This is a genomic window from Pseudomonas sp. NPDC086251 (assembly GCF_044746405.1).
Lineage (GTDB): Bacteria > Pseudomonadota > Gammaproteobacteria > Pseudomonadales > Pseudomonadaceae > Aquipseudomonas.
In genome coordinates this window covers 251,061-267,348 of sequence record NZ_JBIVBY010000003.1, presented here as the reverse complement: position 1 = coordinate 267,348, position 16,288 = coordinate 251,061, and the positions used below count along the sequence as shown (strand labels likewise).

At 61.7% G+C, this 16,288-nt stretch carries 14 protein-coding genes; 12 read left to right on the top strand and 2 right to left on the bottom strand.

Annotation, left to right across the window (positions count from 1 at the left end; translation table 11 throughout):
* Positions 1 to 2,209, top strand: a 2,209-nt coding sequence (gene ptsP, locus ACIPL2_RS06980; RefSeq protein WP_401354283.1) for a phosphoenolpyruvate--protein phosphotransferase, incomplete at its 5' end; no start/stop codon positions are given.
* Between the two features lie 105 nt (positions 2,210 to 2,314).
* Here the strand turns inward: ptsP and ACIPL2_RS06975 are convergent.
* Positions 2,315 to 3,061: an NRDE family protein gene (locus tag ACIPL2_RS06975; RefSeq protein ID WP_401354280.1), complete on the bottom strand. Its 747-nt coding sequence runs from the start codon at positions 3,059 to 3,061 to the stop codon at positions 2,315 to 2,317.
* Between the two features lie 134 nt (positions 3,062 to 3,195).
* Here ACIPL2_RS06975 and ACIPL2_RS06970 point away from each other — a divergent pair, with 134 nt between their 5' ends.
* From ACIPL2_RS06970 to ACIPL2_RS06960, 3 genes are all read left to right on the top strand, one after another.
* Positions 3,196 to 3,978, top strand: coding sequence for a sulfite exporter TauE/SafE family protein (locus ACIPL2_RS06970; protein WP_401354278.1), 783 nt, complete (start codon positions 3,196 to 3,198; stop codon positions 3,976 to 3,978).
* Positions 3,979 to 4,061: 83 nt separating this feature from the next.
* Positions 4,062 to 4,868: a prolipoprotein diacylglyceryl transferase gene (lgt, locus tag ACIPL2_RS06965; protein ID WP_401354275.1), complete on the top strand. Its 807-nt coding sequence runs from the start codon at positions 4,062 to 4,064 to the stop codon at positions 4,866 to 4,868.
* A gap of 48 nt (positions 4,869 to 4,916) precedes the next feature.
* On the top strand, positions 4,917 to 5,888 hold the full coding sequence (locus ACIPL2_RS06960; protein WP_401354272.1) for a thymidylate synthase: 972 nt from the start codon (positions 4,917 to 4,919) through the stop codon (positions 5,886 to 5,888).
* Positions 5,889 to 6,013: 125 nt separating this feature from the next.
* Here ACIPL2_RS06960 and cadR read toward each other — a convergent pair whose 3' ends face one another.
* On the bottom strand, positions 6,014 to 6,463 hold the full coding sequence (gene cadR, locus ACIPL2_RS06955) for a Cd(II)/Pb(II)-responsive transcriptional regulator (RefSeq protein ID WP_401354269.1): 450 nt from the start codon (positions 6,461 to 6,463) through the stop codon (positions 6,014 to 6,016).
* 84 nt (positions 6,464 to 6,547) lie between these two features.
* Here cadR and ACIPL2_RS06950 point away from each other — a divergent pair, with 84 nt between their 5' ends.
* From ACIPL2_RS06950 to ACIPL2_RS06915, 8 genes are all read left to right on the top strand, one after another.
* The gene (locus ACIPL2_RS06950) at positions 6,548 to 8,821 is read left to right on the top strand and encodes a heavy metal translocating P-type ATPase (RefSeq protein WP_401354266.1); all 2,274 of its coding nucleotides are present in this window, start codon (positions 6,548 to 6,550) and stop codon (positions 8,819 to 8,821) included.
* A 16-nt stretch (positions 8,822 to 8,837) separates the two neighbouring features.
* Positions 8,838 to 9,701 carry a LysR family transcriptional regulator gene (locus tag ACIPL2_RS06945; RefSeq protein WP_401354263.1) on the top strand — a complete coding sequence of 288 codons (864 nt, stop codon included), beginning with the start codon at positions 8,838 to 8,840 and terminating at the stop codon, positions 9,699 to 9,701.
* A gap of 225 nt (positions 9,702 to 9,926) precedes the next feature.
* Positions 9,927 to 11,003, top strand: a complete 1,077-nt coding sequence (locus ACIPL2_RS06940) for a putative 2-aminoethylphosphonate ABC transporter ATP-binding protein (RefSeq protein ID WP_401354261.1) — start codon at positions 9,927 to 9,929, stop codon at positions 11,001 to 11,003.
* The gene (locus tag ACIPL2_RS06935; RefSeq protein WP_401354258.1) at positions 11,003 to 12,727 is read left to right on the top strand and encodes a putative 2-aminoethylphosphonate ABC transporter permease subunit; all 1,725 of its coding nucleotides are present in this window, start codon (positions 11,003 to 11,005) and stop codon (positions 12,725 to 12,727) included. The genes ACIPL2_RS06940 and ACIPL2_RS06935 overlap by 1 nt, the downstream gene beginning before the upstream one ends.
* A 32-nt stretch (positions 12,728 to 12,759) precedes the next feature.
* Complete coding sequence (locus tag ACIPL2_RS06930; protein ID WP_059407303.1) at positions 12,760 to 13,785, top strand: putative 2-aminoethylphosphonate ABC transporter substrate-binding protein; 1,026 nt, start codon at positions 12,760 to 12,762, stop codon at positions 13,783 to 13,785.
* A 117-nt stretch (positions 13,786 to 13,902) separates the two neighbouring features.
* Positions 13,903 to 15,036, top strand: a complete 1,134-nt coding sequence (locus tag ACIPL2_RS06925) for a TIGR03364 family FAD-dependent oxidoreductase (RefSeq protein WP_401354255.1) — start codon at positions 13,903 to 13,905, stop codon at positions 15,034 to 15,036.
* A complete protein-coding gene (locus ACIPL2_RS06920; protein ID WP_401354253.1) occupies positions 15,036 to 15,635 on the top strand; it encodes a phosphonate degradation HD-domain oxygenase in 600 nt (199 codons plus the stop codon). Before ACIPL2_RS06925 ends, ACIPL2_RS06920 begins: the two co-directional genes overlap by 1 nt.
* A gap of 94 nt (positions 15,636 to 15,729) precedes the next feature.
* Positions 15,730 to 16,266 (top strand): hypothetical protein, encoded by a 537-nt coding sequence (locus ACIPL2_RS06915; RefSeq protein WP_401354250.1) that lies wholly within the window; start codon positions 15,730 to 15,732, stop codon positions 16,264 to 16,266.
* Positions 16,267 to 16,288: the final 22 nt, after the last annotated feature.

Here is a 16,288-nt window from a genome sequence, read left to right as displayed (position 1 = left end):
TATTGTGTTGCGCGTCATAGAGGCCATGGGCAGCCAGGTCTGCTCGGTCTACCTGCTTGACCCTGAGCCCACCCGCTTCGTGCTGATGGCCACCGAGGGCTTGAACAAGCGCTCGATCGGCAAAGTCAGCATGGCACCCAACGAAGGTCTGGTCGGCCTGGTCGGCACGCGTGAAGAACCCCTCAATCTCGAAAACGCCGCGGATCACCCGCGCTACCGCTACTTCGCCGAGACCGGTGAAGAGCGCTACGCCTCGTTTCTCGGGGCGCCGATCATTCACCACCGCCGCGTCGTCGGCGTGTTGGTCATCCAGCAAAAAGAACGTCGCCAGTTCGATGAAGGTGAAGAAGCCTTCCTCGTGACCATGAGCGCGCAGCTCGCCGGTGTTATCGCCCACGCCGAGGCCACCGGTTCGATCCGTGGCCTGGGCCGTCAGGGCAAAGGCATCCAGGAAGCCAAGTTCGTCGGCGTGCCGGGTTCGCCGGGTGCGGCGGTCGGGACGGCGGTGGTCATGCTGCCACCGGCCGATCTGGACGTGGTGCCGGACAAGACCATCACCGACATCGAGGCCGAGCTCGGGCTGTTCAAGACCGCCATCGAAGGCGTGCGCGCCGACATGCGTGCCTTGTCCGCCAAACTGGCGAACCAGCTGCGCCCGGAAGAGCGCGCGCTGTTCGACGTCTACCTGATGATGCTCGACGATGCCTCGCTCGGCAGCGAAATCACTACCGTGATCAAGACCGGCCAGTGGGCCCAGGGCGCGTTGCGTCAGGTGGTCACCGAGCACGTCAATCGTTTCGAATTGATGGACGACGCCTACCTGCGTGAGCGCGCCTCGGACGTCAAGGACCTCGGTCGGCGCTTGCTGGCGTACTTGCAGGAAGAGCGGCAGCAGACCCTGGTTTACCCCGACAACACCATTCTGATCAGCGAAGAACTGACGCCGGCCATGCTCGGCGAGGTCCCGGAAGGCAAGCTGGTCGGTCTGGTCTCGGTACTCGGTTCCGGCAACTCCCACGTGGCGATCCTGGCGCGCGCCATGGGCATCCCGACGGTGATGGGTCTGGTCGACCTGCCGTATTCGAAAGTCGACGGCATCCAGATGATCGTCGACGGCTACCACGGCGAGGTCTACACCAACCCCAGCGAAGTGCTGCGCAAGCAGTTCGCCGAAGTGGTCGAGGAAGAGAAGCAACTGGCCCTCGGGCTGGATGCGCTGCGGGACTTGCCGTGCGTGACCCTCGATGGCCACCGCATGCCGTTGTGGGTCAACACCGGCCTGCTGGCGGACGTGGCGCGGGCGCAGAAGCGCGGTGCCGAGGGCGTGGGCCTGTACCGCACCGAAGTGCCGTTCATGATCAACCAGCGCTTCCCGAGTGAAAAAGAGCAACTGGCGATTTATCGCGAGCAACTCGCCGCGTTCCACCCGCAACCGGTGACCATGCGCAGCCTGGACATCGGCGGCGACAAGTCGCTGTCGTACTTCCCGATCAAGGAAGACAACCCGTTCCTCGGCTGGCGCGGCATTCGCGTCACCCTCGACCACCCGGAAATCTTCCTGGTGCAGACCCGCGCGATGCTCAAGGCCAGCGAAGGCCTGAACAACCTGCGGATTCTGCTGCCGATGATCTCCGGCACTCACGAGCTGGAAGAAGCCCTGCACCTGATTCACCGGGCCTGGGGCGAAGTGCGCGATGAAGGCTGTGACGTGCCGATGCCGCCGATTGGCGTAATGATCGAAATTCCGGCGGCGGTGTATCAGACCAAGGAATTGGCGCGGCAAGTGGACTTCCTGTCGGTCGGTTCCAACGACTTGACCCAGTACTTGCTGGCGGTGGACCGAAACAACCCGCGAGTGGCTGACCTCTACGACTACCTGCACCCAGCGGTCCTGCAAGCGCTTCAGAGCGTGGTGCGTGATGCCCATGCCGAAGGCAAGCCGGTGAGCATCTGCGGCGAAATGGCCGGTGACCCGGCAGCGGCGGTGCTGTTGATGGCGATGGGCTTCGACAGCCTGTCGATGAACGCCACCAACCTGCCGAAAGTGAAGTGGATGCTGCGTCAGATCAACCTGAGCCGGGCCAAGGAACTGTTGGCGGAGCTGATGACCATCGACAACCCGCAAGTTATCCACAGCTCGCTGCAACTGGCGCTGAAGAACCTTGGGTTGGCGCGGATGATCAATCCGGCTTCGGTCAAGACCCTTTAAAAGGCTGATGGCCCTTTCGCGGGCAAGCCTCGCTCCTACAAGGTTCACACCCTCCCTGTAGGAGCGAGGCTTGCCCGCGAAGGCGTCAGATCAGACAACACCTCTCTAAACCCTGACTTCTACCTCCCCAAGATGCCCGCCATACGGCCCGAAACTCCTTTCGACCATATGCCGCGTGCCATCCGCCTGAACAATCAATGCCGTGCTCGCCCGCGTCCCATACGTCGGGCTGGCGATAAACACACTCGACAGCAACGTCTCGGTCGCCAGGCCCACCCCGGTGTCCGGCAGCTCGGCAAACGGCGCCACCTGCGGATCGTGCAAAATCGCCAATAGCGCCTCTGGCTGCGGATCGTCCAGCACTTCCTCCAACGCAGCCCGCGCCTTGAGCAACTTCGGCCACGGCGTATCCAGCCCGGCGTTCGACAACCCGTAAACCCCCGGCGGCAACATCACCGCCTCAGTCTCCCGGGCATTGAAGTGCCACAGCTCGTTGGCATTGCCGACCAACAGGTTAAACCCGGCATATTCCACCGAACGTCCGACAACGTCGTTCAAATAGTCATCAATCGGCATGTCGCCGGTGAGAAATCGCGCGACCAGCTCCCCTCGCGACTTTCGCGCGGGCGGTTGATGAGGGTCGCGGATATTGGTCAGCGCGGCGAAACGCCCATTGGCGCCGACACCGAGCCAGGTGCCGCCAGCCTCCAGGTCACGCCCGGCATGGACGTGCGGGGCTTCGGGCCATTGCGCCAGGGGCCGGCTGGGCCGGGCGTAGAACTCGTCGCGGTTGGCGGCGACGATCAGCGGCTGCGCGTGGCCGGGTCGCCAGGCGAAAACAATCAGGCACATAAGGTGGTCCTTGTGTGTTTTTTGCCCACTCTACGCAGTCATCGTCTGTCGATCCATCGCCTTGCACAGTAGAGCTTGAGGCCGTGCATCCGTTACCATGCCGCTCCGGTTTTGGGGATGGGCGGGGAAACACCATGGAATTTTTGCTCTATCTGGCGCTGGGCGCCTGCGCAGGCGTGCTGGCCGGGCTGTTCGGCGTCGGCGGCGGGATCATCATCGTCCCGGTGCTGGTGTTCAGTTTCACCTTGCAGGGTTTCGATACGTCGATCCTGACCCACCTGGCGGTCGGTACGTCCCTGGCCACGATCATCTTCACCTCGGTCAACGCCGTGCGCGAGCATCACCGCCGCGGTGCGGTGCGCTGGCCGATCTTCGCCTGGATGACCCTCGGCATTCTGATCGGCGCCGGGTTTGGCGCGCTGACCGCTGAAGCGATCTCCGGGCCGAACCTGCAAAAAATCATTGGCGTGTTTGCGCTGATCATCGCCGTGCAACTGGCACTGGACTTCAAACCCAAGGCCAGCCGAACGGTGCCGGGGAAAGTCGGTCTGACCCTCGCGGGCACTGTGATTGGTTGGGCCTCGGCGATTTTCGGGATTGGCGGCGGCTCGCTGACCGTGCCGTTCCTGACCTGGCGCAGCGTGCCGATGCAGCAAGCGGTGGCGACCTCGTCGGCCTGCGGCCTGCCCATCGCCCTGGCCAGTGCATTAAGTTTCATGATTCTGGGCTGGCACGATCCGTTGCTGCCGGCCCATAGTCTCGGTTTTATTTATTTGCCGGCGTTGCTGGGGATCGCCCTGACCAGCATGGTCTTCGCCCGCTTCGGTGCGCGGCTGGCGCACAATTTGTCGCCGCGCTTGCTGAAACGACTGTTCGCCGCTTTGCTGTTCTGCGTGGGCCTGAGCTTCCTGCTCTAGCACGCGGCGCAATCCTGGCTTAATCCTGAGGTGGCAGCGTCGCCCGGGAATTTTGAAGCTTTAAACTCTAACGAGGAGTCGCAATGCTGCCTTACCCGCAGATCGACCCGGTGGCCCTGGCCATCGGTCCGCTGAAAATCCACTGGTACGGCCTGATGTACCTGATCGGCATCGGCGGCGCCTGGCTGCTGGCGTCGCGCCGGTTGAACCGTTTCGACCCGACCTGGACCAAGGAGAAACTCTCCGACATGGTCTTCTGGATGTCGATGGGCGTTATCGTCGGCGGCCGTTTGGGTTATGTGCTGTTCTACGATCTGAGTGCTTACATCGCCAACCCGCTGTTGATCTTTGAAGTGTGGAAGGGCGGCATGTCGTTCCACGGCGGGTTCATCGGCGTGATGCTGGCCGCGTTGTGGTTTGGTAAGAAGAACAACAAGTCGTTCTTCCAGCTGATGGACTTCGTCGCACCGATGGTGCCGATCGGTCTGGGCGCCGGACGTATTGGCAACTTCATCAACGCCGAATTGTGGGGCAAGGCCACCGATGTGCCGTGGGCGATGGTCTTCCCGACCGATCCGGCGCAATTGGCGCGTCACCCGTCGCAGCTGTATCAGTTCGCCCTGGAAGGCGTGGCACTGTTCGCCATCCTCTGGTTGTTCTCGCGCAAACCGCGGCCAACCATGGCGGTGTCCGGGATGTTCGCGCTGTTCTATGGCATCTTCCGTTTCATCGTCGAATTCGTCCGCGTGCCGGATGCGCAACTGGGCTATCTGGCCTGGAACTGGCTGACCATGGGTCAGGTGCTGTGCGTGCCGATGATCGTCGGCGGGCTGTTCCTGATCTGGCTGGCGTATCGCCGTGCTCCAGCGACTCCAGCGGCAGCCGTATAAATTCGAACCCCGGGGCGACGGCTCCGGGTTCAAGGACACAGGTAATTCATGAAGCAATATCTCGAACTGGTCGCCCACGTCATCAAGAACGGCACCAAACAAGCCAACCGCACCGGCGTCAACACCATCAGCTTCCCGGGCGCGATGCTGCGTTACGACCTGAAGGAAGGTTTCCCGGCAATCACCACGCGCAAAATGGCCTTCAAATCGGCCATTGGCGAGATGTGTGGTTTTCTGCGTGGGGTGAACAACGCCGCCGAATTCCGCGCGCTGGGCTGCAAGGTCTGGGATCAGAACGCCAACGAAAACGCCCAGTGGCTGGCCAACCCGTTCCGTCAGGGTGAAGACGACCTCGGCGAAATCTACGGCGTGCAATGGCGCAAATGGCCGGCGTACAAGCAGATTCCGGTGAGCAATCAGGCCGCCATCGAGCAGACGCTGAAGCAAGGCTATCGGCAGATTGCTGAAGGCGAAGAAGACGGCCAGGCCTATGTGGTGCTGTACAAGGCGATCGACCAGATTCGCCAGTGCGTCGACACCATCATCAAGGACCCGGGCAGCCGCCGCATCCTGTTCCATGGCTGGAACGTTGCCCAGCTCGATGAAATGGCCTTGCCGCCGTGCCACCTGCTGTACCAGTTCCACCCGAATGTCGAGACCAAAGAGATTTCTTTGACCCTCTACATCCGCTCCAATGACCTAGGCCTGGGCACGCCGTTCAACCTCACCGAAGGCGCCGCGCTGCTGAGCCTGATCGGGCGCCTGACCGGCTACACGCCGCGCTGGTTCACCTATTTCATCGGCGACGCACACGTCTACGAGAACCACCTGGACATGCTCAACGAACAGCTCAAACGCGAGCCGTTCCCGATGCCGAAACTGGTGATCAGCGACCGTGTGCCGGAGTTTGCCAAGACCGGCGTGTACCAGCCGGAATGGCTGGAGTTGATCGAGCCAAGCGATTTCTCGCTGGAAGGCTACGAACACCACGCCCCAATGACCGCGCCGATGGCGGTGTAAGCCTTCACACCGACCAAATGTGGGAGCGGGCTTGCTCGCGAAAGCGGTGGATCAGTCGACATCAATGTTGCCTGACACACCGCCTTCGCGAGCAAGCCCGCTCCCACATTGGTTATGCGTCGCCCTTAATGCCCGTGGCTGCGGCCCACGTGGGAATGCTCAACTTCCGTCGCCACAACCCCGCCGCTGACTTCCAGCCGCTGCAAAATCCCGCACTGTTCGATGTCCGGCCCTTCGCCACAACGTTGGCGCAGGTCGAGCAGTTGTGTTTGCAATGCCAGCAAGCCATCGATCCGCGCCTTGACGTGGTGGATGTGTTCGTCGATCAGCGCATTGACGCTTTCGCACTGATCCTGCGGGCTGTCGCGCAAGGCCAGCAGGCTGCGGATTTCCTCGAGGGTCATGTCGAGGGTGCGGCAGTTGCGGATGAAGGTCAGGCGTTCGACGTGGGCCTGGGTGTAGACGCGGTAATTGCCGTCGCTGCGGGCCGGCTCCGGCAGCAGGTTTTCGCGCTCGTAGTAGCGGATGGTTTCCACGGCGCAGTCGGTGAGTTTCGCCAGTTCTCCGATCTTCATGACGGACATCTCCAAATGGGTGCTTGACCCTATAGTGGCTACAGGGTCTTTACTTGGCAACAGGCACCTTTATGGACGCGACCAATGAGCGACTCCCTTCACACCCACAAACCCGAGGCTGATCACGATCACGATCACGATCACAGCCACAAGCTGCAGCCTGTGCAAAAGCACGATCACGGCAGCCACGGGGATTCCTGCTGTTCCGCCAACGTGGCGGCACCGTCGCTGATCAAGTTGAGCGAAACGCCGACCGCCGGTGCACGGCTCAGCAGTTTCCGTATCGATGCCATGGACTGCCCGACGGAACAGACGCTGATCCAGAACAAACTGGGCAAGCTCGCGGGTGTGCAACAACTGGAATTCAACCTGATCAACCGGGTGTTGGGCGTGACCCACGACCTGCCGGGCACCGCGCCGATCATCGACGCCATCAAGTCCCTCGGCATGCAGGCCGAGCCACTGGAACAGGGCGTTGAGGCGCCAGCCCCGGCGCCCGAGAAAAAGCCCTGGTGGCCGTTGGCGCTGTCCGGCGTTAGCGCACTGGCAGCCGAAGTCATTCACTTCACCGACGCTGCGCCGAACTGGGTGGTGGCGATCATTGCGCTGGTCTCGATCCTCAGCGGCGGCCTCGGTACGTATAAGAAGGGCTGGATCGCCCTGAAAAACCTAAACCTGAACATCAACGCGCTGATGAGCATCGCGGTGACGGGCGCGATCCTGATCGGCCAGTGGCCGGAAGCGGCAATGGTGATGTTCCTGTTCACCGTGGCCGAGTTGATCGAGGCCAAATCCCTGGATCGCGCGCGTAACGCCATCGGCGGCCTGATGCAGATGACGCCGGAGCAGGCGACGGTGCAGCAGGCTGACGGCAGTTGGGTTTTGCAGGACGTCAAAACGATCGAGTTGGGCGCGCGGGTGCGAGTGCGCCCCGGCGAGCGGATTGGCCTCGACGGCGAAGTGGTGTCGGGCAGCTCGACCATCGATCAGGCGCCGATCACCGGTGAAAGCCTGCCGGTGGAGAAAACCGTGGGCGACAAGGTGTTCGCCGGCACCATCAACCAGGCGGGCTCACTGGAATATGCCGTGACCGCCGCCGCCAACAATTCGACCCTGGCGCGCATCATCCACGCCGTCGAACAGGCCCAAGGCGCGCGGGCGCCGACTCAACGTTTCGTCGACAGCTTCTCGAAAATCTACACCCCGGCAGTGTTCATCCTGGCCCTGGCGGTTGCGGTGATTCCGCCGTTGTTCATGGAGGCGCTGTGGTTCGACTGGATCTACCGGGCCTTGGTGTTGCTGGTGGTGGCGTGCCCATGTGCGCTGGTGATTTCCACGCCGGTGACCATCGTCAGCGGCCTGGCGGCAGCGGCGCGCAAAGGGATTCTGGTCAAGGGCGGCGTCTACCTGGAGGGCGGTTACAAGCTCGATTACCTGGCGCTGGACAAGACCGGCACGATCACCCACGGCAAACCGGTGCAGACCGATTACCTGTCGCTTGACCCAACCGCCGAGCAAACAGCCCCGGCCATTGCGGCGGCGCTGGCCGGTCGTTCGGATCACCCGGTGTCGTTGGCCATCGCCAATGCGGCTGTGGATAAACAATTGGCCTCGCTCATTGTGGATAACTTCGCAGCGCTGGCCGGTCGCGGGGTACGCGGTGACATCGACGGTAAGACCTACCACTTGGGCAACCACCGTCTGGTGGAAGAGCTGAACCTGTGCTCGCCGGCACTGGAAGAGAAGCTGTTCGCCCTGGAAAAACAGGGCAAGTCCGTGGTGCTGTTGCTCGATCAAGCCGGCCCCTTGGCGCTGTTCGCCGTGGCGGACACGGTGAAAGCGTCGAGCCGCGAGGCGATCCAGCAACTGCACGACTTGGGCATCAAAACCCTGATGCTCACCGGCGACAACGTGCACACCGCTCAGGCGATTGCCGCGCAAGTCGGCATCGACGAGGCCAAGGGCGATTTGCTGCCGACCGACAAGCTGCAAGCCATCGAAGCGCTTTATGCACAGGGCCACAACGTTGGCATGGTCGGCGACGGCATCAACGACGCCCCGGCACTGGCACGGGCGGAGATCGGCTTCGCGATGGCCGCAGCGGGTACCGATACCGCGATCGAGACCGCCGATGTCGCCCTGATGGACGACGATCTGCGCAAGATCCCGACCTTCATCCGACTGTCGCGGCAGACCTCAAGTATCCTCAAGCAGAACATCGCCCTCGCATTGATCATCAAGGCGATCTTTCTTGGGGTAACCTTCGCCGGGATCGCCACCATGTGGATGGCGGTGTTCGCCGATATGGGCGTGAGCCTGTTGGTGGTGTTCAACGGTTTGCGCCTGCTGCGTAAATAAAGGATGAGGGAACGGTGTGCTGAGTGCCGAGCTGAAGGCGTTTTACATGGTTGCCCGTTTGGGCAGCATCACCCTCGCGGCGAAAAAGCTCGGCTTGAGCCAGCCCACGGTGACGACGCAGATTCGGCACCTGGAAAGTCAGTACTCGGTTGAACTGTTCTACCGCGGCGGCCGCCGCCTCAGCGTCAGTGATGAGGGCGCGCGATTGCTGCCGATGGTCAAGGCGCTGTTGCAGCAGGAAGCCGATATCGAGTTTTTCCTGCGTAACAGTGGCCAGGTTCAGGGCACGTTGCGCATTGCTGCCACGGCGCCGTATTACATCCTCGATCTGGTGAAGACTTTCCGCGAGCGCCTGCCGCAAGTGGAAGTGTCGGTGGAAATCGGCAACTCCCAGCAGGTGCTCGAAGCGCTGGAGGATTACCGGGTCGATGTCGCGGCGTCCTCACAATTGCTCGACGATGCGCGGCTGATTCGCCGGGTACTCGGCAGCGATCCGCTGGTGCTGGCGGTGCACCGCAATCATCCGTTGGCCATTCACGATCATGTGCCGCTCAGTGCATTGGCCGGGCATACGCTGTTGATGCGCGAGTCGGGCTCGACGACTCGTCGACTGACGGAAGAGTTATTAGCCAGCGCCGGGGTGAGTTTCGGCCCGCTGCTGGAGATCGGCAGCCGTGAGTCGATCCGCGAGGCGGTGCTGCGCAATATTGGCATCAGCATCATTGCCCGGCAGGAAGTGCCGCATGATCCGCAATTACGCGTGCTGACTATCGAGAATGCGCCGCAGATCCCCGAGTATCTGTACTGCCTCAAGGAACGAAAAGGCGCGCGGTTACCGGCGGCGTTCCTCGGGTTGGCGCAGGAAATGGCCCCGGCTTGAGATTTGCGGTGTCTGGCCTGGCGTCTTCGCGGGCAAGCCTCGCTCCTACAGGGGAATGCGATCAACCTGTAGGAGCGAGGCTTGCCCGCGAAGGCGCCAGACCAGACAACCCTTAACTCCAACCCAAATCCCCGAATACCACTATCGGCCGTTTTTGCCTCACTGCCACATGACGTACGCATTACATCCCTAGGATGAGCCTCATCTGCTTGATGAGGTCCGTCCATGAACCATTCGATCGCAACAGCCCTGACCAACCCCGGCGCCCCGATGCGGGTGCGCGGCGTGCAGAAACGCTTCGGCGCTTTCACCGCGCTGGACAACGTTTCCCTCGACGTCGCGGCCGGTGAGCTGGTGTGTCTGCTCGGCCCGTCGGGCTGCGGCAAAACCACCTTGCTGCGCTGCATCGCCGGTCTGGAGAAACAGGACAGCGGCGAGTTGTACCTCGGCAATCGCGATGTTTCCCACCTGGCGCCACAGGCTCGGGACTACGGCATTCTGTTCCAGTCCTACGCGCTGTTCCCCAATCTCACCGTCGAAGCGAACATTGCCTACGGCCTCGCCGGCAGCGGTCGCGATGAAGTACGCCAGCGCGTTAGTCAGATGCTGGAACTGGTCGGCCTGATCGGCAGTGAGAAAAAGTACCCCGGCCAATTGTCTGGCGGCCAACAGCAACGTGTCGCACTGGCCCGCGCCCTGGCCCCGGCGCCGTCGTTGTTGCTGCTGGACGAACCGATGTCGGCCCTCGACGCCCGGGTCCGCGAGCACTTGTGCACCGAGCTGCGCCAACTGCAGCGCAACCTCGGCATCACCACCCTGATGGTCACGCACAATCAGGACGAAGCCATGCTGATGGCCGACCGCATCGCCGTGATGAACAACGGCAAGGTCGAGCAATACGCCACGCCGCAGGAAATCTACGATTGCCCGGCGACGCCGTTTGTGGCGGAGTTCGTCGGTCAGGGCAACTGGTTGCCGTTCAGCCGCAGCAGCGACAGCCATGCGCAGGTCGGCGGAATGAGCATGCGCCTGGCGGATGGCAGTGCCAAAACCCCATCGGGTCGTCTGTTCTGCCGCCCCGAAGCGATCAACGTCAACCCTGTGGTGCATGAAGAAAACCTGTTCCCGGCCAAGGTTCGCGAAATCACCTTCCTCGGCAACCGCTGCCGCATGAGCTTCGAACTCGACCAGTTGCCGGGCCATGCACTGTTGGCGGAACTGGCACCGGAAGCCATGCCACGCCTCGGTGCCCAGCACATCATGGTCGCCTTGCCGCCACGCAGCCTGCAGGTGTTTGCCTGATGAGCGCGAACATCGCGCTGCCGATACCGCACAAGCAGGTTCGGCAGACCTCCCGTGCCGAGATCGGCGACCGGGTGTTCGTGGTCGGCGGCAAAATCCTTTTGCTGGTGTTGCTCGGCGTCGCGGTGTTGATGCCGTTGCTGGCGATCTTCTGGCGCGGCTTCAGCTCTGAAGCCGGGCAGGGCGGTGGTTGGGTGGCCGCACGTGAACTGGTGACCAGCGAGAATTTCCACTGGTTGCTCGGCAATAGCCTGAAAGTTTCCCTCAGCGTCGCGGCGATTGTCGTACCGCTGGCCTACCTGTTTGCCTACGCCCTGCAACGCACCCTGATTCCCGGCAAAGGCATCTGGCGTGGCATGTCGTTGTTGCCGCTGATGGCGCCGTCGATGTTGCCGGGGATTGCGCTGGTGTACCTGTTTGGCAACCAGGGCATGTTGCGCGGTTTGCTCTCGGACAATATCTACGGCTTCTGGGGCATTGTTCTGGGTGAGGTTATCTACACCTTCCCACACGCCTTGATGATTTTGCTGTCGGCCCTGTCCCTGGCGGATGCGCGACTGTTCGATGCCGCCTCCAGCATGGGCGCCAGCCCGGCGAAAGCCTTTCGCAGCATCACCTGGCCGGCGACGCGTCAGGCGGTGTTCGCCGCTTTCTGCCTGGTGTTCACCCTGACCATCACCGACTTCGGCGTGCCCGTGGTGGTCGGTGGCGACTATCAAGTGCTGGCGCTGGAAGCCTACAAAGCCGTGGTCGGCCAGCAACAGTTCGGTCGCGGCGCGTTGATCGGCATGGTCCTGCTGCTGCCGGCGTTGTTCAGTTTCGGTGTCGATGCCTGGCTGCGTCGGCGTCACGGCGACTCCATGAGCGGTCGGGCACAAGTGTTCAAACCGGCGCCATCGACACTGCGCGACGGCTGCTACCTGGCGATCGTGCTGCTGATCTGCGCGGTGTTGCTGCTGGTATTCGGCATGGCGGTGTTTTCGTCGCTGGTGAAATTCTGGCCGTACAACCTGTCGCTGTCGCTCAACCATTACCAGTTCAACGACACGGCGGGCGGCGGCTGGCTGGCCTACGGCAACAGCGTGAAGATGGCCCTGTGCACGGCGTTGATCGGCAGCGTGCTGATTTTCACTGGCGCCTACCTGATGGAAAAAACCAAGGGCCAGCGCGGGTTGAACCTGACCCTGCGCATGCTCAGTTTCGTGCCGATGGCGGTGCCGGGCCTGGTGCTGGGGTTGGGTTACGTCTTCTTTTTCAACCTCACTGATAACCCGCTGCATGTGCTCTACGGGACCATGACCCTGCTGGTGGTCTGCACCATTGCTCACTATTTGACCACCGCGCAAATGACCGCGACCACCGCGCTGCGCCAACTCGACGCCGAGTTCGAAGCCGCTGCGCTGTCGCTGAAAGCGCCGCTGTATCGGCATTACCTGCGGGTCACCGTGCCGATCTGCCTGCCGGCGTTGCTGGACATCGTGCGCTACTTGTTCGTCTCGGCCATGACCACTGTTTCGGCAGCGATCTTCCTCTACAGCCCCGACACCATCCTCGCGGCGGTGGCAGTGCTGAACATGGACGACGCCGGCAACGTCGGCGGTGCGGCAGCGATGTCGACCCTGATTCTGTTCACCTCGGCGGGCGTGTCCCTGCTGCTGGCCTGGGCTTCGCGCGGTTTGCTGCGCCGCTCACAAGCCTGGCGGCAAACCGCGCCCGGCAACTGACTCACACCCTCAACTCAAACAGGAAAACGATCATGTTCAAGCCCCTGGCCCTGGCCGCTGCTGTCCTCACCGCTTTCAGCCTGAACGCCTTCGCGGCGAAAACCGAGTTGACGGTGTACACCGCCCTCGAAGCCGAACAACTGAAGACCTACAAGGACGCCTTCGAAAAGGCCAACCCGGACGTCGAGATCAAGTGGGTGCGTGATTCCACCGGGATCATCACCGCCAAGCTGCTGGCCGAAAAAGCCCGCCCGCAGGCTGACGCCGTCTGGGGCCTGGCCGCGTCGAGCCTGGCGATCCTCGATCAGCAAGGCATGCTGCAAAGCTACGCGCCGAAAGACCTGGGCAAAATCGGCGGCAACTACCGCGACGCTGCCAACCCGCCCGCCTGGGTCGGCATGGACGTCTGGGCCGCAACCATTTGCTTCAACACCGTCGAAGCCGAGAAGCAAGGTTTGACCAAACCGGTGAGCTGGCAGGACCTGACCAAGCCTGAGTACAAAGGCAAGATCGTCATGCCCAACCCGGCCTCGTCCGGCACCGGTTTCCTCGACGTCAGCGCCTGGCTGCAAACCTTCGGCGAGAAGCAGGGCTGGCAGTACATGGACGACCTGCACCAGAACATCGGCCAGTACGTTCACTCTGGCTCCAAACCTTGCAAACTGGCGGCGGCGGGCGAATTCCCGATCGGCATTTCCTTTGAATACCCGGCTGTTCAGTTGAAGCGCCAGGGCGCGCCGCTGGACATCATCCTGCCGAAAGAAGGCCTGGGTTGGGAGATCGAAGCGACTGCCGTGATCAAGGGCACGCAGCACGAAGAAGCGGCGAAAAAACTGGCTGACTTCTCGGCCAGCCCCGCGGCGATGGAGCTGTACAAAGAGAACTTCGCGGTGCTCGCTCAGCCTGGGATCGCCAAGCCGCAGACTGAATTGCCGGCGGATTACGAGCAGCGTTTGATCAAGAACGACTTTGCCTGGGCGTCGAAGAATCGCGATGAGATTTTGACCGAATGGCGTAAGCGTTATGACGGCAAGTCCGAGAAAGTGGCTGCCAAGTAAGCCTTTATTGGCTGACGGGCCTCTTCGCGGGCAAGCCTCGCTCCTACAGGGAAACGCATTCCCCTGTAGGAGCGAGGCTTGCCCGCGAAGGCGGCTTCGAATTCAGGACATCTCTTCATGACACACCACAACGACCTGCTGATCGTAGGCGCCGGCATCCTCGGCCTGTCCCACGCCTTCGCCGCCGCCAACCGCGGTCTTAAAGTCACCGTCTTCGAACGCAGCGAAACGCCACTCGGCGCCTCGGTGCGCAACTTCGGCCAAGCCTTGGTCACCGGCCAACCCCCAGGCCCGATGCTCGAACTAGCCAAGGCCAGCCGCGAGATTTGGGGCCATTGGGCAAACGTGGCCGGCCTGCAACTCAAGCGCAACGGCTCATACCTGTTCGCCCGCACCGAAGCCGAAGAACACCTGCTGGACACCTTCTGCGCCGGCCGTGCCGTGGAACACGGTTACCGCGTCGAGCTGCTGCGCGGCGCCGCCTTGCGCGATCTGTACGGCGGCCAGTTCCGCCATCACCGCGCCGCGTTGCACGGCATGGACGATCAGCAACTGTATTCGCGCGAAGCGATTCCGGCGTTGATCGACTACCTGCGCCGCGAGCTCGGGGTCGAGTTTCACTTCTCCACCCTGGTGCGCGACATCGAGCCGGGGCGTTTGCACAGTACCGCCGGCACCTTCAGCGCCGAGCAGATCATCGTCTGCTCCGGCCACGATTATCAGACCTTGCTGGCCGAGCCGATCGCCGAACTCAACCCGCACATCTGCCGCCTGCAAATGCTCCGTGCCCGACCGCAAATCAACCTCAACCTGCAACATGCGTTGCTCACCGGTTTGAGCTGTGTGCACTACGGCGCATTTGCCGATCTGCCGGAAGCGGCGGCGGTGCAGGCGCAGATTCTGCGAGAGGAACCGCACCTGCATGAACACGGCATTCACCTGCTGATCAGCCCGACGCCGTATGGCGAACTGATCATCGGCGATTCTCATCATTACGGCAGCGACCCGTCGCCGTTCAACGCCGAGCAGGTCGACAACTGGATGCTTGAACTGGCGGAGCAGACGCTAAGTTGCAAGGTGCAAGTGGTCGAACGCTGGCAGGGTGTCTATGGTTCACGGGGGCCGGGGCCGTTCTCGTTCCTGCGCCCGATGCCGGGTGTGAGCGTGGCGCTGATGCACACCGGTGTCGGCATGAGCGTCGGCCCGGCGATGGCCGAACGTAACGTCGCGACTTTATTGGGAGAGCATTGATGGCGCGCAATGAACAAGTGATCGCCGAGGTGTTTGCGTTGTACGAACGCTTTGGCGACAGCGACTATATCGGCGAGCCGGTGTCGCAGATCGAGCACATGTCCCAGGCCGCCGAACGGGCCATGGCCGAAGGCTTCGATGACGAAGTGGTGTTGGCGGCGTTCTTCCACGACATCGGGCATATCTGCACCGAGAGCGCCGAGAACATGGGCGGCTATGGCGTGGTCAGTCATGAGCGACTGGGCGCCGACTACCTGCGTCGCGCAGGCTTCAGCGAACGCATGGCGCGGCTGGTGGAATACCACGTTCAGGCCAAGCGTTATCTGACACTCAAAGAGCCTGGGTACTACGAACGCCTGAGCGAAGCCAGCCGCCGGACCCTGGAATATCAGGGCGGGGTGATGAGCGTTGAAGAGGCAGAAGCCTTCGAGCAGGATCCGCTGTGTGCTGTCAGTCTGCGGATGCGCCAGTGGGATGAGCAGGCCAAGGAAATGCACGTGCCGGTGATGGATCTTGGGGTGTTGAAGCGCAAGGCTCACAGTCTATTGTCGGGCAAAGACAACGCTGAGATTGAAAGCAAAAATATCGTCCCGCACTAGATAGTCAGATGTCCCACAGCCAATGAAGAAAGGGAGTATGGAGGAACGCAGCTCGGAGCCTTAGGTTGATAGCTCTTTCAACAGAGATATTCCCATGCGTTATTTAAAAGTCATAGCCCAGGATCAGAGTCAAAGTGGGGCCAGCGACACCGTGCATTTCCACTTTTGTGAAGCCACTCCGGGGCCGGGAGAGGACAAGTTGCTGTTCAAGGCTTCGGCATTCGATATGAATGGCGATGGCAGGATCGATCAATTGTGCAGCGGCGACGTCAATGCCGATGGCAAGCGTAATGTGCGTGATGAGCAATTGCTCAAGCGCTTCTCCAAACTGTATTTGAAACTGAATTGGTTTAATCCGGCAGACAGCTCTCGTCGTTATCTGCAAATTTTCGCCGAGGACTTTACTACCGACGAAACGCCCGAGGCCGTGCGACTGCATTTTCACGAAGGTACGGGAAGTCCGGTAGGCGCATCGATCGCGTACAAGGCGACAGCTTATGACGTCGATAACAACGGCAGCCTGGAGTGGATACTGGCGTCGGACGTCAATAACGACGGTCATGCCAATAAAAAGGACGAGCATTACGTCAAGTCGCTGGCAACCGAGTTTCTCAAGTTCAACTGGCGCTAATACAGCCGCGACATATTGCATG

Coding starts and splice junctions, on each gene's coding strand:
- ACIPL2_RS06975 (WP_401354280.1), bottom strand. CDS start 3,061: ATGTGCCTGATTGTTTTCGCCTGGCGACCCGGCCACGCGCAGCCGCTG.
- ACIPL2_RS06970 (WP_401354278.1), top strand. CDS start 3,196: ATGGAATTTTTGCTCTATCTGGCGCTGGGCGCCTGCGCAGGCGTGCTG.
- lgt (WP_401354275.1), top strand. CDS start 4,062: ATGCTGCCTTACCCGCAGATCGACCCGGTGGCCCTGGCCATCGGTCCG.
- ACIPL2_RS06960 (WP_401354272.1), top strand. CDS start 4,917: ATGAAGCAATATCTCGAACTGGTCGCCCACGTCATCAAGAACGGCACC.
- cadR (WP_401354269.1), bottom strand. CDS start 6,463: ATGAAGATCGGAGAACTGGCGAAACTCACCGACTGCGCCGTGGAAACC.
- ACIPL2_RS06950 (WP_401354266.1), top strand. CDS start 6,548: ATGAGCGACTCCCTTCACACCCACAAACCCGAGGCTGATCACGATCAC.
- ACIPL2_RS06940 (WP_401354261.1), top strand. CDS start 9,927: ATGAACCATTCGATCGCAACAGCCCTGACCAACCCCGGCGCCCCGATG.
- ACIPL2_RS06935 (WP_401354258.1), top strand. CDS start 11,003: ATGAGCGCGAACATCGCGCTGCCGATACCGCACAAGCAGGTTCGGCAG.
- ACIPL2_RS06930 (WP_059407303.1), top strand. CDS start 12,760: ATGTTCAAGCCCCTGGCCCTGGCCGCTGCTGTCCTCACCGCTTTCAGC.
- ACIPL2_RS06925 (WP_401354255.1), top strand. CDS start 13,903: ATGACACACCACAACGACCTGCTGATCGTAGGCGCCGGCATCCTCGGC.
- ACIPL2_RS06920 (WP_401354253.1), top strand. CDS start 15,036: ATGGCGCGCAATGAACAAGTGATCGCCGAGGTGTTTGCGTTGTACGAA.
- ACIPL2_RS06915 (WP_401354250.1), top strand. CDS start 15,730: ATGCGTTATTTAAAAGTCATAGCCCAGGATCAGAGTCAAAGTGGGGCC.